Below are 21,456 nucleotides of genomic sequence, written 5' to 3' on the forward strand. Positions count from 1 at the left end.
GTCTCAGCTCGCTTCCTCGGTGACCGTCTCCCGGGAGCGTCGCCGGGTCGGCGGTTCGCCCTCCGAGGCCCGGCGGTCCGGTAATTCCGCCAGCAATTGCGTGGTGGCCGCCGCGATCGCCGCCACCGCCTTGTCGACGGCCGGCTTGGTCGTCGACGTCAATCCCGATACCCCGCCGACCTTGCGCACGTATTCCTGTGCGGCGGCGTAGATTTCCTGCTCCGTGGCAGCCGGCGTCAGCCCGCGCAGCAGGGTGATGTTCCCACTCATGCCCCCAGAGGTTAGCGCCCGATTACCCGCTGTGACAGGGCAAGATTCAGACAATTGCGCGAGTGGGTCGCGGCGAGACACGGAATTTACGAACCGAATGGTTTGCCGATTATTCGCACCCGACACGGCCGGTGTGGCACACGCGATCGGCGAATAGTGGGCCACTCCAAGATCGATGGGGAACAATCGTGGTATGCCTGCCCGCGACGTTCCCTCGCTGACGACCTTTCCGTACCCGGAGCTGGACGAGCGCGAGGAAGACCATTGGTCGGGTGCGCAGGTCTCGGATGACGAACTGCGTGCTCTCTCGCTCGGTGGCTTCTATTCCGCCCGCTGGGACGCCTTCCACGACGCCCTGCTGCTCGGGCCCGAACGCGACCATCCATTGGGCGATCGCCGGGAGCTTGCCATCGACACGCTGACGGGCGCGTGGGGCATCACCGACGGCACCGAGGCCATGGCGTCGATGGAACAACTCCTCGACGGCATGCACGGTCCCCTCTACGCGCTGGTGCATCCGCTCGTCATGGCGGCCATCAACTCCCCTGAACGCGACCGCTTCGGCGAACGCGCCGACCGGCACCGCGCGTTCCTGCGGCAGGTCGGCTCCTTCCGCGGCATGGAGAATCCCGAGGCGCTGGTCCGCGATTACGACATCTGGTCCCAGGCCATCAAACTCGGCCTGACCGATCACCTGGTCCGCCCGCTGCCCACCGATATCCAGGCCTGGGATCTGGCCCGCGTGGTGGCCGTGGCCCGGATGGCCTACACCGCGGGTTATCTCGACGCCGATGTCGCCTGGGACTACCTCATGCGCGCCCTGCCCCCGGCCCAGCGGAAATACCGCAACTGGCGGCAATTCGGCGATGCGTATCTGGCCGGGTGGACCTATTGGCAGGCGTGCGAGGACCTGGCGGAGCTGAAATCCGGTGGCGTGGACCGGCGAATGGAATTGCTGCGCCTGTGGATGCGGCCGACCAGTCCGTGGCGGCGCATCACGCTGCAACCGGAGGAGTGAAAAGCAGGGGTTGGGCTTTGGCTCCCAACCCCTTTCACCTAATCGGGCAGCGACCGCAGAATTCCGCGCCCGTAACGCTGGAACTGCGCGTCGTCCACCATGCCGAGCGAATGCCGCTCGACCAGCAATTCCCATTCCGAGTACAGCTTCGACACGCCCGGGTCCGCCGGACCCGCCGCGCCGTCGGCCACCTCGCGCTGGATGGCGAAATTCAAAGCGCCCGTGACCCGATCGGTGTCGGCCCGATCCGAACCGGCGAACTGCCAGGTCACATTGCCGTCGCTGACCTCGACGCCGTATTCGCCGGGCGCCGCGCCCGGTGTGTCGGCGTCATCGGCGCCGCGCGCCCACAGCAGGGTCGCGATCGGCAGTTCGTGGGCGAAGCGCTTGCCCGAGCCGAGCGAGACGAAGATCAGCCGCGTGGTGGTGACGGCCAGCAGCCCGGTGGCCTTGGGTGCGGGCGGCCGGGCGGTGACCAGCGCCGTCTCCAGCACGTATTCGTCGGGCGTGACATAGCGCTGCAGCGCCGCGACGGCCGGTTTGGCGTCCCGCTTGGGTGCCATGCGCCGCACCGCGCGGTCCACATCGGCGCGGGCGGGACCGGTGCGCCCCCAGGAGGGCGCGGGCGGGGTCAGATCGGGGGCGGCCACATCGAGACGCTGGGTGGCCAGGATCTGGTTGTTGATCCGCTCGACGATGACGGTGGCGGCGGGCACATCGTGTTCGGCGATGAGCACCGGCAGCGGGGTCCGGTCGGCGGGGACTCCGGTCAGCACCGGGGTGGGATAGCGCAGGTATATCTCGATGACGACGGCGTCATCGGCGCGCCGGTTCAAACGCACCTTGAGCAGGTCGCTGACCGGCACGTCGAGCACGCGCTCGCCGTCGGTTCCGGGGCGCAGCACCGTCAAACGCCCGTTGCCGTGCCGCACAATCGCCGTGGGTGTCCGTAGCTCGACTATGTCCATACCCCCTGCGCTCTGTTGTGTCGTCACTCACGATAGGACGACCATGCCATGATTGTGACCAGTCGTGCCGACACCAGGGGGTGATCGACCCGATGTGTTGCCGCAGATGGTCGGGGAACCACCCGCGTTCTCCAGCCGTTTACCTGCTGAACTGCACCAGCAGCCGAACTGCGCGATGTATCGACTAGACCGTACGCGGTAACGTGGCATGTCCGCATCCGTTCGCCGGAACGGGCGTGCCCCGAAGCATCGCAGGCAAACCGGATACACCCCCCGGAAAGGACTGGCCGCCGGCCGACGCTCTATGAACCGCAAGACTGTGTTCCGCAACCTGGCCATAGTCGCGGGCTTCCTGCTCGTGATCTGGTTGGTCAGCTATTTCAGCAACGACACGCGCGGCTGGCACAACGTCGATACTTCGGTGGCGCTGTCCCAGCTTCAGGACAAGTCCAATGTCGACTCGGTCCAGATCGACGACAAGGAACAGCAGGTCCGCATCACGCTGAAGAACGGCAATGATGCGACCAAGGGTGAGACCAAGCTCATCGCCAAGTACCCGGGCGGCGGCGAGGTGTCCGCGCAGATCTTCAAGCTCGCCGAGGATTCCGGCGCGAAGGTCAACACCACCGTCAAGCAGGACTCCTGGCTGAGCCAGATCCTGCTCTTCATGCTGCCCATGGTGATTCTGCTGGGCCTGTTCATCTTCGTGATGGCGCGCATGCAGGGCGGCGGCCGCGGCGGCATGATGGGCTTCGGCAAGTCGAAGGCCAAGCTGCTGTCCAAGGACATGCCCAAGACCACGTTCCAGGATGTGGCGGGCGCCGACGAGGCCATCGAAGAGCTCTACGAGATCAAGGACTTCCTGCAGAACCCGGCGCGCTACCAGGCGCTGGGCGCGAAGATCCCGAAGGGCGTGCTGCTCTACGGCCCGCCCGGCACCGGTAAGACGTTGCTGGCCAAGGCCGTTGCCGGTGAGGCGGGCGTCCCGTTCTTCACCATCTCCGGCTCGGACTTCGTCGAGATGTTCGTCGGCGTCGGCGCCTCGCGCGTGCGCGACCTGTTCGATCAGGCCAAGCAGAACAGCCCCTGCATCATCTTCGTGGACGAGATCGACGCGGTCGGCCGCCAGCGCGGCGCGGGCCTCGGCGGTGGCCACGACGAGCGCGAGCAGACGCTGAACCAGCTGCTGGTCGAGATGGACGGCTTCGGTGAGCGCACCGGCGTCATCATCATGGCCGCCACCAACCGCCCCGACATCCTGGATCCGGCGCTGCTGCGTCCCGGCCGTTTCGACCGGCAGATCCCGGTCGGCAATCCGGACCTGGCGGGCCGCCGCGCCATCCTGCAGGTGCACTCCAAGGGCAAGCCGATCTCGCCGGACGCCGACCTCGAGGGGCTGGCCAAGCGCACCGTCGGCATGTCCGGCGCGGACCTGGCGAACGTCATCAACGAGGCCGCGCTGCTCACCGCGCGTGAGCACGGCAACGTGATCACCGGTGCGGCACTGGAGGAATCGGTCGACCGCGTCATCGGCGGCCCCCGCCGCAAGTCGCGGGTGATCTCCGAGCACGAGAAGAAGATCACCGCCTACCACGAGGCCGGGCACACCCTGGCCGCGTGGGCGATGCCCGATATCGAGCCCGTCTACAAGGTCACCATCCTGGCCCGCGGCCGCACCGGCGGCCACGCCATGACCGTGCCCGAGGACGACAAGGGACTGATGACCCGCTCGGAGATGATCGCCCGCCTGGTGTTCGCCATGGGTGGCCGCGCGGCCGAGGAACTGGTGTTCCACGAGCCGACCACCGGCGCCTCCTCGGATATCGACCAGGCCACCAAGACCGCCCGCGCCATGGTCACCGAGTACGGCATGAGCGCCCGCCTGGGCGCCGTCCGCTACGGCCAGGAGCAGGGCGATCCGTTCCTGGGCCGGTCCATGGGCATGGGTTCGGACTACTCGCACGAGGTGGCCCGCGAGATCGACGAGGAGGTGCGCAACCTCATCGAGGCCGCGCACACCGAGGCCTGGTCGGTGCTCAACGACTACCGCGACGAGCTGGATTCGCTGGCCACGGCGCTGCTGGAACGCGAGACCCTGCACCGCAAGGAGCTCGAGACCATCCTCGCCACCGTCGAAAAGCGGCCGCGCATCACGGCTTTCAACGATTTCGGCGATCGCACCCCCTCGGACCGCCCGCCGGTGAAGACGCCGCGCGAGCTGGCCGCCGAGCGCGGTGAGCCGTGGCCGGAGGAGGAGCGCCCCGTGGCGCAGCCCGCCAACGGCCATCCCGAACCGGCCTACGGCGGTGCGCCGCAGGGCCAGTACGGCGGCTACCCGGCGCCCGCGCCGCAGGGCTACCCGCTGCCGCAGGCCCCGGCCTATCCGCGGGGCGGCAACCCGACCCACGGCTCGCGTCCGGACTACGGCGCTCCGGCCGGTTGGTCGGCTCCGGGCTGGCCGCCGCAGGACGACGAGCCGCAGGCCCCGCAGCCGCGCGGCGCGTACGGCGGCTGGGCGCCCGCGGGCAATCAGCGCTATCAGCCGGGCGGGCAGTACCAGCAGCCGGGCTACGGTCAGCCGGAGTATCCGGCCGCGCCGCCGGCCGCCGGGAATGACGAGGACGAGAAGAACGGTTGGGACGGACCGAACGGTCGTCGCTGACCGCGGTCCCGATACGCTCTATGGGTTCGCGGCCCGGCTCGGGCCGGGCCCGGTAACAGGGTGAATACCTGTGCCGGGCCCGCCCCGAGTGGTCGGCGACCGCGTCCAGGCCGCGATGAGCATGTGCGGCAAGTCAACACAGGAGGTGTCGATTGTCGGCCACCAACAACAGCGTCGTGTCCGGGCTGATCGCCCTCGAGACCGGTCGGCCCTTCGACCAGGAGCGGGCGGAAGCAGCCGTGCGCGAACTGCTGATCGCGGTCGGCGAGGATCCGGATCGTCCCGGGCTCGCCGATACCCCGTCCCGGGTGGCCCGCGCCTACCGCGAGATGTTCGCCGGATTGTTCACCGACCCGTCCGAGGTGCTCAACACCACCTTCGACGAGGGGCACCAGGAACTGGTGCTGGTCCGCGACATCCCGATGTACTCGACCTGTGAACACCATCTGGTGGCCTTCCACGGCGTCGCCCACGTCGGCTACATTCCGGGCACCCACGGCCGGGTGACCGGGCTGTCCAAGCTGGCCCGCCTGGTGGACCTATACGCCAAGCGCCCGCAGGTGCAGGAGCGGCTGACCAGCCAGATCGCCGACGCCGTCATGGCCAAGCTGGATCCGCGCGGCGCGATCGTCGTGATCGAGGCCGAGCACCTGTGCATGGCCATGCGCGGCATCCGCAAGCCGGGCGCCTCCACCACCACCTCGGCGGTGCGCGGCACCCTGCAGTCCAATGCCTCCACCCGTGCGGAGGCCCTCGACCTGATTCTGCGGAAGTGAGCGCGCCGACCATGGCCGAGAGCGGTACGCGGGGGGCCAACCTGGTGGTTCCCCGTGGCGGCCGCTCGTGCGTGGTGATGGGCGTCGTGAACGTCACCAGCGATTCGTTCTCCGATGGCGGCCGCTACCTGGATCCGGGTCTGGCCGTCGCGCACGGCCTGGAGCTGTACGAGCTGGGCGCGGACATCATCGACGTCGGCGGTGAGTCGACCCGGCCCGGCGCGGTGCGCATCGATCCGGAAACCGAAGCGGCGCGGGTGGTTCCGGTGATCCGGGCGCTGGCCGAGGCCGGGGTGCCGACCAGCGTCGACACCATGCGGGCGAGCGTCGCCGAGGCCGCCGTCGCGGCGGGCGTGTCCATGGTCAACGACGTCTCCGGCGGCCGCGCCGATCCGAACATGGTGAAAGTCGTTGCGGCGACCAAGATTCCGTGGATCCTCATGCACTGGCGCGCCGACGCCAACTACGAGCACACCGGCCCGGCCGAGCAGTACGACGATGTGGTGAGCAAGGTCTGGGAGGAGCTGAACGCGCAGGTCGAATTCGCCCTCGCGGGCGGCGTCGACTTCGGGCAGCTGGTGCTCGATCCCGGTCTGGGCTTCGCCAAGAACGCCGACCACAACTGGGAGTTGCTGGGCGGCATGTTCTATCGCATGACCGAGATGATGGACGCCGGGCTGCCGGTGCTGATCGGGGCCTCGCGCAAGCGTTTCCTCGGTGGGCTGCTGGCCGATGCCGAGGGCCCGCGCCCGCCGGACGGGCGCGAGGTCGCCACCGCCACCATCTCCGCCCTGGCCGCCGAGCACGGGGCCTGGGGTGTGCGCGTGCACGATGTGCGGTCGTCGCTGGACGCCATCGCGGTGGTCGACGCGGCGACCAATGCCGCCCGCCGCCTGCGGGAGCGGTACCGGCGCGCGGCGGAGGGGACATGGTGAGCGGCGCGGGAGGCACTGTGAGCGGCGCGGGAGGCACTGTGAGCGAATTGACCGGGGACCGGATCGAACTGCGCGGCCTGCGCGTGTTCGGCCATCACGGCGTCTTCGACTTCGAGAAGCGCGACGGCCAGGAATTCGTGGTGGACCTGACGCTGTGGACGGATTTCACCGCCGCTGCCAAGTCCGACGACATCGCCGACACCGTCCACTACGGCGAGCTCGCCGAGCAGGTGGTCGGCATCGTGGCGGGCGAGCCGCGCGATCTCATCGAGACCGTGGTGTCGAACATCGCCGACGAGGTGATGACCGATCCGCGCATCCGGGCGCTGGAAGTGGTTCTGCACAAGCCATTCGCGCCGATTCCGCATACCTTCGAAGACGTCCGAGTAGTCACGTCCCGCCGTCGCGAACCGGAGGAATAGAGCGGTGACCCGCGTAGTCCTGTCCATCGGATCCAACCTGGGCGACCGGCTGGCGCACCTGCGCAGCGTGGTGGCGGCGCTGGGCCCGCGCCTGGTCGCGGTCTCGTCGGTGTACTCGACGCCGCCCTGGGGCGGGGTGCCGCAGCAGGACTACCTGAATGCCGTTCTGGTGGCCGAGGATCCGGCCCTGGAGCCCTCGGACTGGCTACGGCTGGGCCAGGAGCTGGAGCAGGCCGCGGGGCGGGTGCGCGAAGTCCGCTGGGGCGCGCGCACTCTCGACGTGGACCTGGTGTGGGCCGAGCAGCGCCGCCGCGATGTCCGGGTCGAGGTGCGCAGCGCCGATCCGGTGCTGACGCTGCCGCATCCGCAGGCCCACAATCGCGCCTTCGTGCTGCTGCCCTGGCTGGAGGTGGAGCCGGACGCGGAGCTGGCCGTGACCGGGGCGGCGCGGTCGCTGCGGGAATGGCTGTCCGCCTTGGATTCCGACGAGGTGGCCGGGGTGCGCCGCACCGAACTGACCCTGGGCTGGACCCCGTGACGCCGGAGTTGATGCGGTGAAACCGACGCGCATTCTCGATCTGTGTGCGAATGTCCTGCTGGCGGCGATCGTGGCCTGGGTCGCCACCAATATGGCGTATTCGTCGTTCCCGCCGATCTCGGTGTTCTCCGGCGCCTCGCTGCTGCCGGTGGCGCTGCTGGAGGCGGTGCTAGCCTTCGTGATCCGGCAGCGCAAGGAGAACCACGGCATCGGGCCGGGCGGCTCCGGGCAGCTGCATCCGATCACTGCGGCCCGGGCGGTGGCCTTGGCCAAGGCGTCGGCGCAGGTGGGCTCGCTGGTGGGCGGTATCTGGCTGGGCTTCCTGGTGTGGCTGCTCACGCATTCGGATCTGCGTGCGGCGTCGTCGGATACGCCGGGCGCGGTGGTCGGTCTGATCGGCGGCGCGGCGCTGGTGGCGGCGGCCCTGTGGCTGGAATATTGCTGCCGGGCGCCCATCGACCCGCCCGATGAAGCAGCTACCTCGTAGCTAACATGTGGATCTCGAGGATCGCCAAGGTGGGGACCCTACCCGGAAGATCAAGCTACGCTGGCGGACATGGTTTCACCCTCCCGTAGCAGTGCTTCCCGTCGCCGCCGGGAGGATGCGGGAAAGTTGTTCACCGGCTTTCTGCTTCTCCTCGGACTGGTAGCCAGTGTGTTCCTGGTCTTCAGCGACAACCTCCACCTGATCCGTGTCGGCCTGGTCGCCGCCCTCTGGGCCGCCGCCATCGGAGCCCTCGCCGCCACGCGTTATCGCAGGGAGGCGGCCATCGACAAGGCGAAAGTGGGTGACCTGCAGAAGGTCTACCAACTGCAGCTGGAGCGCGAGGTTGCCGCCCGCCGCGAATACGAGCTCGGCGTCGAGACCCGGGTGCGCCACGAGGTCGGCGCCGACGCCACCGAGATGGCCGCGCTCCGCGCCGAACTCACCGTCCTCCGCGAGAGCCTGCAGCGTCTCTTCGACGGCGACCTGCCCTTCGAGCGGCCCGCACTGCGCGCGGATGCGGTTCGGGTCCAGGAACTTCCGCGCAGCGAGGCCGACCCGGCCGCTCCGGCGGCGAACGATAGCTGGTCCGAAGCCGATCCCTGGGATCCCTGGTCGTCGCCCGACCAGCCCGAGGACGACGAGGACCCGCGCGCCCGCATGGCGCCGCGGATCGACCCGGAACATCCCGAGGCCGCCGCCTTCGCGACCCCGTTCGACGATCCGGTCACGGCGGAGACGTCGATCATCACCGACGCCATGCGTGACGAGTACGACGCCGAACGCGCCGCCGCCGAAGCGGATTCGGCGGCCAAGGCCCCGAAGCCGGACCCGGCCAAGGAGTCCCAGGCCGCCGAGGGACTGACCAACCTCAACGGGAACGGCGCCAAGAACAACGGTGCCAGCGCGAACGGCAATGGCAACGGCCACGCCCCCATCCCGCGTCTGACCCCCGAGCCGGACCTGTCCGGCCCGGTCGGCCGCGCCACCGCCCGCCGCCGTCGCCGCTCCGACGACACCGTCGACCCGGAAGGCACCCACCGCCTGTCCGTCGCGGAAATCATGGCGAACCTGAAGTCGGAGAACACGAACTAGCTCGCGGCCGCCGGAGTTGCCTATCCCACAGAGGGTGGCTCCGGCGAATCGTGGGCGATATCCTCGCCGAGTAACGTCCGGTACCCGCAAGGCGGGACTGGAACGACTTTCGAGAGGAACAAGTGACCTCGGACAAGGATGTCTGGAGTGATCCTGCGCCCGCACGCCTGACGGTGGGAATCGTCTCGGCGGGACGCGTCGGATCCGCCCTGGGCGCGGCGCTCGAGCGTGCCGGTCATGTCGTCTTCGGGGTATCCGCGATTTCGGACACCTCGCTGCGTCGTGCCGCCACCCGGCTGCCGGATTCCCAGGTCCTGCCCGCCGAAGACGTCGCCACCCGCAGCGAACTGCTGATCCTGGCCGTGCCGGACAGCGAATTGGCCGGTCTGGTGGCCGGATTGGCGGCCGCGAACGCGGTGCGGCCCGGCACCATCGTGGCGCACACCTCGGGCGCGAACGGCGTCGCGATCCTGGCGCCGCTGACCGCGCTGGGCGCGCTGCCGCTGGCCATCCACCCGGCCATGACCTTCACCGGGCACGACGAGGATGTCGCCCGCCTGGCCAATGCCTGCTTCGGCATCACGGCCGCCGACGACATCGGCTATGCCATCGCGCAGTCGCTGGTGATCGAGATGGGTGGCGAGCCGGTCCGGGTCTCGGAGGAGAACCGCACCCTCTATCACGCCGCGCTCGCGCACGGCAGCAATCATCTGGTGACCTTGATCGTGGATGCCGTCGAGGCCCTGCGCGCCGCCCTGGCCGGTCCGGGTCTGCTGGGTCAGCAGTCGATCGACGATCAGCCCAATGGCCTGGCCGAGCGCGTGCTCGCACCATTGGCCTCGGCCGCCCTCGACAACGCGCTGCGGCGTGGCCCGGCCGCGCTGACCGGTCCGGTGGCGCGCGGTGACGTGGCCGCCGTGGCCGCGCACCTGGACGCGCTCGAGACCCTGAATCCCCGTCTCGCCGCGGGCTATCGCGCCCAGTCGCTGCGCTCGGCCGAGCGCGCCAAGACCAACCCCGCCCTGCTCGACCTGCTGGAAGGACGCTGATGGACCCCAAGCTGATTGGCACCTACAAGCGCGGCGAGCTGACCGTGCATCACGACCCGGCCGTGCTGACCAAGGTCGTGAAGGCGCTGAAGTCGGTGGGCCGCCGGGTCGCGCTGGTGCCGACCATGGGCGCGCTGCACGAGGGCCATCTGGAGCTGGTGCGGCTGGCCAAGCTGACCAACACCACCGTCATCGTCTCGATCTTCGTGAACCCCTTGCAGTTCGGCGCGAACGAGGACCTCGACAAGTACCCGCGCACCCTCGACGCCGATGTGGAGCTGCTGCGCGGCGAGGGCGTCGAGCTGGTGTTCGCGCCCAGCGCCAAGGACATGTACCCGTTCGGCCCGCGCACCACGGTGCAGGCCGGTCCCTACGGCGACATCCTCGAGGGTGCGACCCGGCCCGGCCATTTCTCCGGGGTGCTGACCGTGGTCTCGAAGCTGTTCAATATCTGCCAGCCGCACGAGGCGTTCTTCGGCGAGAAGGACTACCAGCAGCTGGCTCTGATCCGGCAGATGGTCGTGGACCTGAACATGGACGTGAAGATCGTCCCGGCCGCGACCGTGCGCGAGGCCGACGGTCTGGCCAAGTCCTCCCGCAACCGCTTCCTGAGCGAGGACGAGCGCGAGCTGGCCACCACCCTGTCGGCCGCGCTGCTGGCCGGCCGGCACGCCGCGGGCCGCGGCCCGGAGGCCGTGCTCGAGACCGCTCAGTCGATCCTGGATCTGGCGCCCGACATCAAGGTCGACTACCTGGCCCTGCGCGGCTCGGACTTCTCCGAGGAGTGGCCCACCGGCAACGCCCGCCTGCTGGTCGCGGCCCGGATCGGCAGCACCCGCCTGATCGACAACATGCCCGTTTCCATCGGCAAGCCGCTCGACGGCCTGCCCACCGTTCCCGACCAGCCTGCCCAGGCGATCCAGTAGGAAGGCGACGACGATGTTGCGCACCATGATGACGTCGAAGATCCACCGCGCCACGGTGACTCACGCCGATCTGCACTATGTGGGCTCGGTGACCGTGGACCAGGATCTGCTGGACGCCGCCGATCTGCTCGAGGGCGAGAAGGTCTCGATCGTGGACATCACCAACGGGGCCCGGCTCGAGACCTACGTGATCGCGGGTGAGCGCGGTTCCGGCGTGATCGGAATCAACGGCGCCGCAGCGCATCTCGTGCACCCGGGCGATCTGGTCATCCTCATCGCCTACGGCATGCTCGATGCCGCGGAGCTGAAAGACTATGCGCCGCATGTGGTTTTCGTCGACGAGCGGAACCGCCCGATCGAGCTGGGCACCGACCCGGCGCACGCCCCCGAGGGATCGGACCTGATCTCCCCCCGCACGCTGACGCTGGCCTGAGCGGCGGGCGGGCATGCTGCTCTGTATCGATGTCCGCAACACCAGCATCGAGCTGGGCCTGTTCTCCGGCAGCGGGGAGCACGCGAAGCTGGTGCGGCACTGGCGGATGCACACCAATCCGCTGCTCACCGCGGACGAGTTCGCGCTGCAGGTGCGCGGGCTGATCGGCGCCGACGCCGATCAGGTGGTGGGTGTTTCCGCGCTGTCCACGGTGCCGCCGGTATTGCGCGAGCTACGCGAGATGCTGTCCCGTTATTGGGGTCATGTCCCGCATGTACTCGTGGAGCCCGGTGTGCGCACGGGTATTCCGCTGCTGGTCGACAATCCCAAGGAAGTCGGCGCGGACCGCATCGTGAATTGTCTTGCGGCATATCACCGTTTCCAATCACCGGCCATCGTGGTGGATTTCGGCACGGCCATCTGTGTGGACCTGGTTTCGGCCAAGGGGGAATTCCTCGGCGGCAGTATCGCGCCGGGTGTGGAGATTTCGACCGAGGCGCTGATCGCTCGAAGTGCGCTGCGCCGGGCGGAGTTGACCCGGCCGCGTTCGGTGGTCGGCAAGAACAGCATGGAATGCCTGCAGTCGGGCGCCATCTTCGGTTTCGCGGGCCTGGTGGACGGCCTGATCGACCGCATTCGCGATATCGAGGCGTTCTCCGGCGACGATGTGGCCGTGGTGGCCACCGGCGCGACCGCGCCGCTGATCGTGCCGGAGTCGGAGACCATCGAGCACCACGAGCCGCATCTGACGCTGGACGGCCTGCGCCTGGTGTACGAGCGCAACCTGCAGCGCAAGAACCGCGCTTAACGGACTGGTCGGAATGAAAGTGACGCAGTCGTCGCCGGGAGGCACTATTGCTTCCCGGCGTCCTTCTGTTAGGCTCGCCGACGTGTATTTCCGCGTGAGCATCCAGGAGTGTTGTCGAGGCTGATTCGCCTCGACGGTCGTCGAGGCTTCGTATAGCCCCCGGCCACTTACACATTCCTTGGAGTTTCGCTCATGCGATCTTCTGTTCTTTCCCTACCTGTCGACCAGGACCAGCGCGGCCGCGCCGCTACCTCGCGCCTGCTGCCCGAGGTCACCGAGCGGGCCACCGCCTCCGCCCTGCCCACCCGGCTGCGCCCGGCCGATCTGCTGCGCCTGACCGATGAGGGCGCCCAGGACGTGCTGGAGGGCCGCTACGACCACCTGCTGCCCGCCGACGGCCTCTGGCCCACCGAAAACCGCTGGGCGGCAAGGCTTGTCGCCGACGACGAGGTGGACATCTGGCTGATCAGCTGGACCGAGGGCAAGTACACCGAACTGCACGACCACGCCGGGTCGCTGGGGGCGCTGACCGTGCTCGCCGGCGCGCTCTCCGAATACCGCTGGAACGGCCGGGAACTGCGCCGCCGCACCCTCACCGCGGGTGATCAGGCCTCCTTCCCGCTCGGCTGGGTGCACGACGTGGTGCGTGCCCCCGAGGAAGAAGCCGGTATCACCGGCCCGCTGAACCCGACCTTGAGCGTGCACGCCTATTCACCGCCGCTGACGGCCATGTCCTATTACGAGGTCACCGGCCACGGCACCCTGCGCCGCACCCGTTCCGTTCTCACCGACCAGCCCGAAGGTGAACTCGAATGACCCACTTGACGATCGACGGCATGCTCGCCAACGCCCGGCAGCAGCTGCGTCGCCTGCTCCCGATCGAATTGCCGGCGGCCATCGCCCGCGGCGCGATTCTGGTGGATATTCGCCCCCAGGCGCAGCGCAAGCGCGAGGGCACGCTGCCGGGCGCGCTCGTCATCGAGCGAAATGTCCTGGAATGGCGTTTGGATCCGACCAGTTCGGCGCGTTTGGCGCTGGCCGAGCACCATGACGTGGAATGGATCATCGTCTGCTCGGAGGGTTACACCTCGAGCCTGGCCGCGGCCTCGTTGCAGCAGCTGGGCCTGCGCCGCGCGACCGATCTCGAGGGCGGATATCAGGCCCTGAAAACGGCCGGTCTGCTCACCGTCGCGGCGAGCGCCCCGCACTTCGAACGCGAGGTCGCGACGCTCGCTTGGGTCTGACGGGTTTACCTCGGTCGGTCCCGAAGGTTTATTGCCCGGGCGGCGGGAAAATCAATTTCCGCCGCACGATAGGCTAAGGCCCCGTGAGCACCCCCAACCCCCCTTCTTCCGCAAAGACCGCTGTTTCTGCTGGCCAGGCGTCTGCCGCCAAGCCCGTCGTGGAGCAGGACGTTCCCGAGCAGATGCGGATTCGCCAGGAGAAGCGTGAGCGGTTGCTGGGGGAGGGCCGCGAGGCTTATCCCGTGGTGGTGCCGCGTACGCATACCCTCGCCGAAATTCGCGCCGCCCACCCGGATCTGGCCGCGGATACCGCGACCGGTGAGATCGTCGGGATTGCGGGCCGCGTCATTTTCGTCCGTAATACCGGGAAGCTGTGTTTCGCCACGCTCCAGGAGGGCGACGGCACCAAACTCCAGGCCATGATCAGCCTCAACGGCGTCGGCGCGGAATCGCTGGCGGCCTGGAAGGCCGATGTGGACCTGGGCGATTTCGTGTACGTGCACGGCGAGGTGATCGCCTCGCGCACGGGCGAATTGAGCGTCATGGCCGACGCGTGGGAGATGGCGGCGAAGTCGCTGCGCCCGCTGCCGGTGGCGCACAAGGAGATGAACGAGGAGTCGCGCGTCCGGCAGCGCTATGTCGACCTGATCGTGCGCCCGGAGGCCCGCGAGATGGCCCGCACCCGCGTCGCCGCGGTGCGCGCGCTGCGAAACGCGTTGGAGCGCAGGGGATTCCTCGAGGTCGAGACCCCGATGCTGCAGACCATCCACGGCGGCGCGGCGGCCCGGCCGTTCTCGACCCACTCCAACGCGCTCGATATGGAGCTGTTCCTGCGCATCGCGCCGGAGCTGTTCCTGAAGCGTTGCGTGGTGGGCGGCATCGAGAAGGTCTTCGAGATCAACCGGAACTTCCGCAACGAGGGCGCGGACTCCACCCATTCGCCCGAGTTCGCAATGCTGGAAACCTACGAGGCGTACGGCACCTACGACGATTCCGCGACCATGATGCGGGAATTGATCCAGGAAGTCGCACAGGAGGTCTTCGGAACCCAGGTGGTGACGCTCGCGGACGGCACCGAATACGACCTCTCGGGCGAGTGGGCGACCGTCGAGATGTACCCGTCGCTCTCGGAGCAGATCGGTGTGGACGTCACCCCGGAAACGACCGTCGAGGAATTGCTGGCACTCGCCGATCGGGTCGGTCTGGAAATTCCCGAGGGCAAGGGCTATGGCCACGGCAAACTGGTCGAGGAACTGTGGGAGCACGTCTACGGCGACAAGCTCTACGCCCCGACTTTCGTGCGCGACTTCCCGGTCGAGACATCGCCGCTGACCCGCCAGCATCGGAGCAAGCCCGGGGTTACCGAGAAGTGGGACCTGTACGTGCGGGGCTTCGAACTCGCCACGGGCTATTCGGAACTCGTGGATCCGGTCATCCAGCGCGAACGGTTCGTGGATCAAGCGCGTTTGGCCGCGGCCGGCGACGACGAGGCCATGCGTCTGGACGAGGACTTCCTCACCGCCATGGAGCACGGTATGCCCCCCACAACCGGAACGGGTATGGGTATCGATCGTTTGCTGATGGCCCTGACTGGCCACGGAATCCGGGAAACGATACTCTTTCCAATTGTGCGTCCGGCTGCCAGATAGTTCTCCGGATTGCATTTCCGGGGCTAGTTCTGGGACTATCGGAATTAGCGGTATTCTGGCGTCGGGTAATCGGCCTGACTATGCGGGTCGCACGATTTCGAGAGGACGTTCATCTCATGGCAAAGAAGGTCACCGTTAGCTTGATCGACGATGTCGACGGTGAGTCCATCGCGGACGAGACCATCGAGTTCGCAATCGATGGCGTCTCGTACGAGATCGACTTGTCGACGGAGAATGCGGCCAAGCTGCGGGAGGGTTTGGACGGTTGGGTCGCCGCCGCTCGGCGGGTGAGCGGACGCCGTCGGACCAAGGTGGCGGGCGCCCCGGCCGCGGGCCCGAAGAACCGGGTGTCGATCGATCGCGAACAAAGCGCGGCCATTCGTGAATGGGCTCGCCGGAATGGGCACAAGGTGTCCGCTCGTGGTCGTATCTCCGCTGACATCACCGAGGCTTACAACAAGGCCGCTGCTAAGAACTAGTTGTCCGACTAGTCGCCGATTCGACTGCCGTCCGGGTGTTTCGTGCGTACCCGGGCGGCAGTGGTTTTTTCATACGCTTCGTGTATAACACCAAGATCAAGTCCTCGGGGCGGGGTACTGTAGGACTTCGTAAAATCCGCCTCTGGAAAGCCCGAGGTCAAGACCGCGGGTGCGTACACCGGCATGCGATCTTGCTCGTGCCGGGGCGGCCAGGCACCATTGAAACGTGCGGACGATGTCACTGGCTGGATGTAGAGAAGAGGTATCGGCGCAGTGACCGCATTCCACGGTTCCTTCCTTCGAGTCAAGGATCAAGAGGGACGCCAGCACGAGCTGATGCTGTCCCCTGACCAGCCCCGCATCACCATCGGGCGCTCGCCGCAGGCCGATCTGTCGCTGTTCTGGGACGTGGAGGTCTCGCGCCTGCACGCCACCGCCGAGTACCTGGGCGCGCACTGGACCATCGTGGACGACGGGCTTTCCCGCAACGGCACTTTCGTCAATGGGGATCGCCTGGTGGGGCGGCATCGGCTGCAGCCCGGCGACGTGATCCGGATGGGGACCTCGCGGGTCACCTTCCACGACTTCAGCGGTGCGGCAGGCGATGTCACGCAGACCTCGACCGGCGGTCTGCCAACCCTGCGCTCCCTCACCGAAACCCAGCGGTCGGTACTGATCGCGCTGTGCCGCCCCCTGCGCGGCAACGACGGATTCGCTTCCCCCGCCTCGAATCAGCAGATCGCGGCGGAGCTGTTCCTCAGCGTCGACGCCATCAAGACCCACCTGCGCGCCTTGTTCGCCAAGTTCGGCGTCGAGGATCTCCCCCAGAACCAGAAGCGGGTTCGCCTGGCCAACCTGGCCATGCAGTCCGGCGTGATCTCCGAGCGCGATCTCTGATCCTGGTACGGCCAGTGCCTGTTGGACCCCGGCGCATGCGTGCGAGCTTCTGAGCCATGGGTTTCCGTGCCCGGTCGCGATTGACTGAATGCAGTTGATCGCCCGGGAGCACACGGGTGGCAGATCCAGTCAGGAGAACACGATGTTCGCATTCCGTACGGCCGCTCTGGTGGCGGCGACCTTGGCCACCGGGCTGATCGCCGGGGTGTTCTACGCCTACGCCACCTCGGTGATGGGCGCCCTGCACCGGGCCGATGACAAGACCTTCGTCGACCTCATGCAGAAGATCAACGTGGTCATCATCAACCCGTGGTTCATGCTCGGGTTCATGGGCACGGTCGGCTTCACGGTGCTGGCCGCGGCGCTGCACCTGGGCAAGGATCAGCGCACCACGCTGATCTGGATCGGGGCCGCGCTGCTGCTCAATATCATCGCCTTCGCCGTCACCTCGGGTATGAACGTGCCGCTCAACAACCAGCTGGCCAATGCCGGTGACGTGGCGCAGATCCCGGATCTGGCGGCGGTGCGGTCGCAGTTCGAAAGCTCCTGGGTGGCTTGGAATGTCGTCCGCGCGGTGCTGCACACGCTGGCCTTCCTGGTGCTGACCGGTGCGCTGTTCGTGGCGGGCATGGCGCACGCCAGGGCGGGCGCGGTGGCGCAGGCGGCCCCGGCGGCGTCGGCGTGGCCCTTCCCGGTGCAGGCCGGCTTCCCGCAGGCCCAGTCCTTCGCCCCGGCCCAGCAGTTCGCCCCGCAGCCCGGATTCGGTTCCGGCCAGCAGTAATTCGCTTCGATTCCGGCGGTGGCCGGGACCCGTTGTGCGGCATCGCAATCCGCCTGCGGGTCCCGGCCATCGCCGTTTTCCTGTACTGGAACGAGTTTCAGAACTTACTCGCCGGTATTCCATCGCGGGTGCTTGTTTCCCGATTAGTTTGACGCGGAACGCGTTCTAATTTGGGAGGGAACATGAGAAGGATGCCCAGGCCTGGAACGCCAGGATCACTGCTGATCATGGCGGTGCTGGCGATCCTCGGGATGGCTACCAGCGGCACCGCCCGCGCGGAATACCCGGTCACTTTCAACTTCTTCGCGGGCATACCGTACGAGCTCACCAACCCCGGCGGCTCCCTGCCCGGAGCCAATGACTGGGCCTGCAAAGTGACCGCCGCGCACCCCGATCCGGTGGTGCTGATCCACGGCACCGCGGGCGGCGCGCAGACCAACTGGGGCGCCTACGCGCCGCTGCTCGCCAACGAGGGCTACTGCGTCTTCGCGCTCACCTACGGCAGCCTCGACGTGCCGTGGCCGCTGTCGGCCATGGGCGGCATGAAGCCGATTCCCGAGAGCGCCGGGCAGCTGGCCGCCTTCGTGGACCGGGTGCTGGCCGCGACCGGTGCCGCCAAGGTCGACTTCGTCGCCCATTCGCAGGGCAATACGGTCGGCGACTACTACATCAAGCGCCTGGGCGGGCACGGCAAGGTGGACAAGTTCGTCGCCATCGCACCGCCGTGGCTGGGCCTGTTCGGCGACAGCATGGACAATATCCGCGCCTTCGGCAAGCAGCTGGGCGTCCAGGCCGACACCGTCGACGAATACGCGACCATGGGCGTGATCTGCGCCGCCTGCCATCAGATGCTCGGAAACTCCACCTTCCTCAACGAGCTCAACTCCGACGGCGTCTACGACCCGACCGTCACCTACACCAACCTGGCCACCAACTTCGACGAGGGCGTCTTCCCGTCCATCGCGCTGGTGCCCGCCCCCAATGCCACCAATGTCCTGATGCAGGACGGTTGCCCCACCGACTTCTCCGATCACATGGCCATCGCCGGGAGTCACCGCGCGGCCATGGTCGCCCTCAACGCCTTGGATCCGGCACATCCGCGTCCAGTGCCCTGTGAGGTGGTTCCGCCCCTCACCGGCTAGACCATCCGCCCGGTTTCACGGACTGACCGGCTTGTTCGCTGTGGGCGTAGCCCAATCGGAAACGGTCTGCGCAACTGCCCCGTTATGACTGAATGAGTCGTACTGAGGCCCGTTCGCAATAGGGTGGACGGACGACGTGCGTGACCCCCGGCAACTAGAGTGGAGTCGGGGGATGCAACCCCAGGGCTTCATGGCAGGCTGGCGACCAGAAGGGCAGCACAGGGTCTGAAGCGCCGGATGCCTTTGATGGCGGAGCAGGAGAGTGAGGGAGCGATGTTCGAGAGGTTCACCGACCGCGCGCGGCGGGTCGTTGTCCTGGCCCAAGAAGAGGCCCGGATGCTCAACCACAACTACATCGGCACCGAGCACATCCTGCTGGGCCTGATCCACGAGGGCGAGGGTGTCGCGGCGAAGTCGCTGGAATCCCTGGGCATCTCGCTGGAGGGTGTGCGGTCGCAGGTCGAGGAGATCATCGGGCAGGGCCAGCAGGCCCCGTCGGGTCACATTCCCTTCACCCCGCGCGCCAAGAAGGTGCTGGAGCTGTCGCTGCGTGAGGCGCTGCAGCTCGGCCACAACTACATCGGCACCGAGCACATCCTGCTCGGCCTGATCCGCGAGGGTGAGGGCGTCGCGGCGCAGGTGCTGGTCAAGCTGGGCGCGGATCTCAACCGCGTGCGTCAGCAGGTCATCCAGCTGCTGTCGGGTTACCAGGGCAAGGAGCCGGTCGAGGGTTCCGGTTCGCGCGGCGAGCAGGGCACCCCGTCCACCTCGCTGGTGCTGGACCAGTTCGGCCGCAACCTGACCCAGGCCGCCCTCGAGGGTAAGCTCGACCCGGTCATCGGCCGCTCGAAGGAAATCGAGCGCGTCATGCAGGTGCTGAGCCGCCGCACCAAGAACAACCCGGTCCTGATCGGTGAGCCCGGCGTCGGCAAGACCGCCGTCGTGGAGGGTCTCGCCCAGGCCATCGTCAACGGCGAGGTGCCGGAGACGCTCAAGGACAAGCAGCTGTACACCCTCGACCTGGGTTCCCTGGTCGCGGGCAGCCGCTACCGCGGTGATTTCGAGGAGCGCCTGAAGAAGGTGCTCAAGGAGATCAACACCCGCGGCGACATCATCCTGTTCATCGACGAGCTGCACACCCTGGTGGGTGCGGGCGCGGCCGAGGGCGCCATCGACGCGGCCTCGATCCTGAAGCCCAAGCTGGCTCGCGGTGAGCTGCAGACCATCGGCGCCACCACCCTCGACGAGTACCGCAAGTACATCGAGAAGGATGCCGCGCTGGAGCGTCGTTTCCAGCCGGTGCAGGTGGGCGAGCCGACGGTCGAGCACACGATCAATATTTTGAAGGGTCTGCGCGATCGGTACGAGGCGCACCACCGCGTCTCCATCACCGATGGTGCTCTGGTTGCGGCCGCGACTCTCGCCGACCGCTACATCAACGACCGCTTCCTGCCGGACAAGGCGATCGACCTCATCGACGAGGCGGGCGCGCGCATGCGCATCCGCCGGATGACCGCACCGCCGGACCTGCGCGAATTCGACGACAAGATCGCCGAGGCGCGCCGGGAGAAGGAGTCCGCGATCGACGCGCAGGACTTCGAGAAGGCCGCGCGCCTGCGCGACAAGGAGAAGCAGCTCGTCGCCAAGCGGGCCGAGCGCGAAAAGCAGTGGCGCTCCGGTGATCTGGACGTCGTGGCCGAGGTCGACGACGAGCAGATCGCGGAGGTGCTGGCCAACTGGACCGGTATCCCGGTGTTCAAGCTCACCGAGGAGGAGACCACCCGTCTGCTCCGCATGGAGGACGAGCTGCACAAGCGGATCATCGGCCAGGAGGACGCGGTCAAGGCCGTGTCCAAGGCCATCCGCCGCACCCGCGCCGGTCTGAAGGATCCGAAGCGTCCGTCGGGCTCGTTCATCTTCGCCGGTCCGTCCGGTGTCGGTAAGACCGAGCTGTCGAAGGCGCTGGCGAACTTCCTGTTCGGCGAGGACGACGCGCTCATCCAGATCGACATGGGCGAGTTCCACGACCGCTTCACCGCTTCGCGGCTGTTCGGTGCCCCTCCGGGCTACGTCGGCTACGAAGAGGGCGGCCAGCTCACCGAGAAGGTGCGCCGCAAGCCGTTCTCGGTGGTGCTGTTCGACGAGATCGAGAAGGCGCACCAGGAGATCTACAACACCCTGTTGCAGGTCCTCGAGGACGGTCGTCTCACCGACGGCCAGGGTCGCACGGTCGACTTCAAGAACACCGTGCTGATCTTCACCTCGAACCTGGGCACCTCGGACATCTCGAAGGCCGTGGGTCTGGGCTTCGCCCAGTCCAACGCCGAGGGCTCGAACTACGAGCGGATGAAGCTGAAGGTCAACGACGAGCTGAAGAAGCACTTCCGCCCGGAGTTCCTCAACCGCATCGACGACGTGATCGTGTTCCACCAGCTGACCCAGGACCAGATCATCCAGATGGTCGACCTGATGATCGGCCGCGTCGCCAACCAGCTGAAGAACAAGGACATGGAGATCGAGCTCGGCGAGAAGGCCAAGAGCCTGCTGGCCAAGCGCGGTTTCGACCCGGTCCTGGGCGCCCGCCCGCTGCGTCGCACCATTCAGCGCGAGATCGAGGACCAGCTGTCGGAGAAGATCCTCTTCGGCGAACTGGGCCCCGGCCAGGTCGTGGTGGTGGACGTCGAGGGCTGGGATGGCGAAGGCCAGGGCGAGAACGCCAAGTTCACCTTCACGCCCAAGGCCAAGCTGACCAAGAAGGCGGATGCCGCCGAGGACAAGCCGGTCGCCGCCCTCGCGGGTGACGCCCCGGCCGCCGCCTCGGGCGAGTAAAGGCTCAGCGAGACAACGGAAGCCCCGTTCTCCTTCGGGAGGGCGGGGCTT

At 67.6% G+C, this 21,456-nt stretch carries 22 protein-coding genes; 20 read left to right on the forward strand and 2 right to left on the reverse strand.

All coding sequences use genetic code 11. The features are described from left to right. Positions 1–3: 3 nt before the first annotated feature. Positions 4–270 carry a DUF2277 family protein gene (locus tag ACAM49_RS04370; RefSeq protein WP_369634148.1) on the reverse strand — a complete coding sequence of 89 codons (267 nt, stop codon included), beginning with the start codon at positions 268–270 and terminating at the stop codon, positions 4–6. Between the two features lie 193 nt (positions 271–463). Here ACAM49_RS04370 and ACAM49_RS04375 point away from each other — a divergent pair, with 193 nt between their 5' ends. Further along, positions 464–1,288, forward strand: coding sequence for a DUF1266 domain-containing protein (locus ACAM49_RS04375; protein ID WP_040802860.1), 825 nt, complete (start codon positions 464–466; stop codon positions 1,286–1,288). 38 nt (positions 1,289–1,326) lie between these two features. Here the strand turns inward: ACAM49_RS04375 and ACAM49_RS04380 are convergent, their stop codons facing one another. Continuing rightward, positions 1,327–2,256, reverse strand: a complete 930-nt coding sequence (locus tag ACAM49_RS04380) for a hypothetical protein (protein WP_369634149.1) — start codon at positions 2,254–2,256, stop codon at positions 1,327–1,329. A gap of 304 nt (positions 2,257–2,560) precedes the next feature. On the opposite strand from ACAM49_RS04380, the gene ftsH reads away from it, so the two are divergent. The 19 genes from ftsH (at position 2,561) to ACAM49_RS04475 (ending at position 21,405) form a co-directional block, all read left to right on the forward strand. Then, positions 2,561–4,918, forward strand: a complete 2,358-nt coding sequence (gene ftsH, locus ACAM49_RS04385; RefSeq protein WP_369634150.1) for an ATP-dependent zinc metalloprotease FtsH — start codon at positions 2,561–2,563, stop codon at positions 4,916–4,918. Between the two features lie 152 nt (positions 4,919–5,070). After that, on the forward strand, positions 5,071–5,694 hold the full coding sequence (folE, locus tag ACAM49_RS04390) for a GTP cyclohydrolase I FolE (RefSeq protein WP_369634151.1): 624 nt from the start codon (positions 5,071–5,073) through the stop codon (positions 5,692–5,694). A gap of 11 nt (positions 5,695–5,705) precedes the next feature. Next, positions 5,706–6,629 carry a dihydropteroate synthase gene (gene folP, locus ACAM49_RS04395; RefSeq protein ID WP_369634187.1) on the forward strand — a complete coding sequence of 308 codons (924 nt, stop codon included), beginning with the start codon at positions 5,706–5,708 and terminating at the stop codon, positions 6,627–6,629. A gap of 47 nt (positions 6,630–6,676) precedes the next feature. After that, on the forward strand, positions 6,677–7,051 hold the full coding sequence (gene folB, locus ACAM49_RS04400) for a dihydroneopterin aldolase (RefSeq protein ID WP_369634188.1): 375 nt from the start codon (positions 6,677–6,679) through the stop codon (positions 7,049–7,051). A 4-nt stretch (positions 7,052–7,055) separates the two neighbouring features. After that, positions 7,056–7,589 (forward strand): 2-amino-4-hydroxy-6-hydroxymethyldihydropteridine diphosphokinase, encoded by a 534-nt coding sequence (gene folK / locus ACAM49_RS04405; protein ID WP_369634152.1) that lies wholly within the window; start codon positions 7,056–7,058, stop codon positions 7,587–7,589. Positions 7,590–7,605: 16 nt separating this feature from the next. Continuing rightward, a complete protein-coding gene (locus ACAM49_RS04410) occupies positions 7,606–8,076 on the forward strand; it encodes a DUF3180 domain-containing protein (RefSeq protein WP_369634153.1) in 471 nt (156 codons plus the stop codon). A 69-nt stretch (positions 8,077–8,145) separates the two neighbouring features. Continuing rightward, positions 8,146–9,168, forward strand: coding sequence for a DUF6779 domain-containing protein (locus ACAM49_RS04415; protein WP_369634154.1), 1,023 nt, complete (start codon positions 8,146–8,148; stop codon positions 9,166–9,168). A 122-nt stretch (positions 9,169–9,290) separates the two neighbouring features. Continuing rightward, positions 9,291–10,217, forward strand: coding sequence for a Rossmann-like and DUF2520 domain-containing protein (locus ACAM49_RS04420; protein WP_369634155.1), 927 nt, complete (start codon positions 9,291–9,293; stop codon positions 10,215–10,217). Beyond that, positions 10,217–11,143 (forward strand): pantoate--beta-alanine ligase, encoded by a 927-nt coding sequence (panC, locus tag ACAM49_RS04425; protein ID WP_369634156.1) that lies wholly within the window; start codon positions 10,217–10,219, stop codon positions 11,141–11,143. Before ACAM49_RS04420 ends, panC begins: the two co-directional genes overlap by 1 nt. A 13-nt stretch (positions 11,144–11,156) precedes the next feature. Beyond that, positions 11,157–11,576, forward strand: coding sequence for an aspartate 1-decarboxylase (gene panD / locus ACAM49_RS04430; RefSeq protein ID WP_036545720.1), 420 nt, complete (start codon positions 11,157–11,159; stop codon positions 11,574–11,576). Between the two features lie 13 nt (positions 11,577–11,589). After that, positions 11,590–12,384: a type III pantothenate kinase gene (locus ACAM49_RS04435; protein ID WP_369634157.1), complete on the forward strand. Its 795-nt coding sequence runs from the start codon at positions 11,590–11,592 to the stop codon at positions 12,382–12,384. A 192-nt stretch (positions 12,385–12,576) separates the two neighbouring features. Next, entirely contained in the window at positions 12,577–13,200 is a 624-nt protein-coding gene (locus ACAM49_RS04440; RefSeq protein ID WP_369634158.1) for a cysteine dioxygenase family protein, read from the forward strand. Next, positions 13,197–13,628 (forward strand): rhodanese-like domain-containing protein, encoded by a 432-nt coding sequence (locus ACAM49_RS04445; RefSeq protein ID WP_369634159.1) that lies wholly within the window; start codon positions 13,197–13,199, stop codon positions 13,626–13,628. The genes ACAM49_RS04440 and ACAM49_RS04445 overlap by 4 nt, the downstream gene beginning before the upstream one ends. Before the next feature lie 182 nt (positions 13,629–13,810). Next, positions 13,811–15,277, forward strand: coding sequence for a lysine--tRNA ligase (gene lysS / locus ACAM49_RS04450; RefSeq protein WP_369634189.1), 1,467 nt, complete (start codon positions 13,811–13,813; stop codon positions 15,275–15,277). Positions 15,278–15,393: 116 nt separating this feature from the next. Then, positions 15,394–15,756, forward strand: coding sequence for an Lsr2 family protein (locus tag ACAM49_RS04455; protein ID WP_040802887.1), 363 nt, complete (start codon positions 15,394–15,396; stop codon positions 15,754–15,756). A 336-nt stretch (positions 15,757–16,092) separates the two neighbouring features. Next, positions 16,093–16,653, forward strand: a complete 561-nt coding sequence (locus ACAM49_RS04460) for an FHA domain-containing protein (RefSeq protein WP_155238909.1) — start codon at positions 16,093–16,095, stop codon at positions 16,651–16,653. A gap of 142 nt (positions 16,654–16,795) precedes the next feature. Next, positions 16,796–17,434: a DUF1772 domain-containing protein gene (locus tag ACAM49_RS04465; protein WP_369634160.1), complete on the forward strand. Its 639-nt coding sequence runs from the start codon at positions 16,796–16,798 to the stop codon at positions 17,432–17,434. 191 nt (positions 17,435–17,625) lie between these two features. After that, positions 17,626–18,576, forward strand: coding sequence for an esterase/lipase family protein (locus tag ACAM49_RS04470; RefSeq protein ID WP_369634161.1), 951 nt, complete (start codon positions 17,626–17,628; stop codon positions 18,574–18,576). A gap of 273 nt (positions 18,577–18,849) precedes the next feature. Beyond that, positions 18,850–21,405 carry an ATP-dependent Clp protease ATP-binding subunit gene (locus ACAM49_RS04475; protein WP_369634162.1) on the forward strand — a complete coding sequence of 852 codons (2,556 nt, stop codon included), beginning with the start codon at positions 18,850–18,852 and terminating at the stop codon, positions 21,403–21,405. Positions 21,406–21,456 lie beyond the last annotated feature (51 nt).

The organism is Nocardia sp. JMUB6875 (assembly GCF_041154655.1).
Lineage (GTDB): Bacteria > Actinomycetota > Actinomycetes > Mycobacteriales > Mycobacteriaceae > Nocardia.

Coding starts and splice junctions, on each gene's coding strand:
- ACAM49_RS04370 (WP_369634148.1), bottom strand. CDS start 270: ATGAGTGGGAACATCACCCTGCTGCGCGGGCTGACGCCGGCTGCCACG.
- ACAM49_RS04375 (WP_040802860.1), top strand. CDS start 464: ATGCCTGCCCGCGACGTTCCCTCGCTGACGACCTTTCCGTACCCGGAG.
- ACAM49_RS04380 (WP_369634149.1), bottom strand. CDS start 2,256: ATGGACATAGTCGAGCTACGGACACCCACGGCGATTGTGCGGCACGGC.
- ftsH (WP_369634150.1), top strand. CDS start 2,561: ATGAACCGCAAGACTGTGTTCCGCAACCTGGCCATAGTCGCGGGCTTC.
- folP (WP_369634187.1), top strand. CDS start 5,706: ATGGCCGAGAGCGGTACGCGGGGGGCCAACCTGGTGGTTCCCCGTGGC.
- ACAM49_RS04415 (WP_369634154.1), top strand. CDS start 8,146: ATGGTTTCACCCTCCCGTAGCAGTGCTTCCCGTCGCCGCCGGGAGGAT.
- panC (WP_369634156.1), top strand. CDS start 10,217: ATGGACCCCAAGCTGATTGGCACCTACAAGCGCGGCGAGCTGACCGTG.
- panD (WP_036545720.1), top strand. CDS start 11,157: ATGTTGCGCACCATGATGACGTCGAAGATCCACCGCGCCACGGTGACT.
- ACAM49_RS04435 (WP_369634157.1), top strand. CDS start 11,590: ATGCTGCTCTGTATCGATGTCCGCAACACCAGCATCGAGCTGGGCCTG.
- ACAM49_RS04440 (WP_369634158.1), top strand. CDS start 12,577: ATGCGATCTTCTGTTCTTTCCCTACCTGTCGACCAGGACCAGCGCGGC.
- ACAM49_RS04445 (WP_369634159.1), top strand. CDS start 13,197: ATGACCCACTTGACGATCGACGGCATGCTCGCCAACGCCCGGCAGCAG.
- lysS (WP_369634189.1), top strand. CDS start 13,811: ATGCGGATTCGCCAGGAGAAGCGTGAGCGGTTGCTGGGGGAGGGCCGC.
- ACAM49_RS04455 (WP_040802887.1), top strand. CDS start 15,394: ATGGCAAAGAAGGTCACCGTTAGCTTGATCGACGATGTCGACGGTGAG.
- ACAM49_RS04460 (WP_155238909.1), top strand. CDS start 16,093: ATGCTGTCCCCTGACCAGCCCCGCATCACCATCGGGCGCTCGCCGCAG.
- ACAM49_RS04465 (WP_369634160.1), top strand. CDS start 16,796: ATGTTCGCATTCCGTACGGCCGCTCTGGTGGCGGCGACCTTGGCCACC.
- ACAM49_RS04470 (WP_369634161.1), top strand. CDS start 17,626: ATGCCCAGGCCTGGAACGCCAGGATCACTGCTGATCATGGCGGTGCTG.
- ACAM49_RS04475 (WP_369634162.1), top strand. CDS start 18,850: ATGTTCGAGAGGTTCACCGACCGCGCGCGGCGGGTCGTTGTCCTGGCC.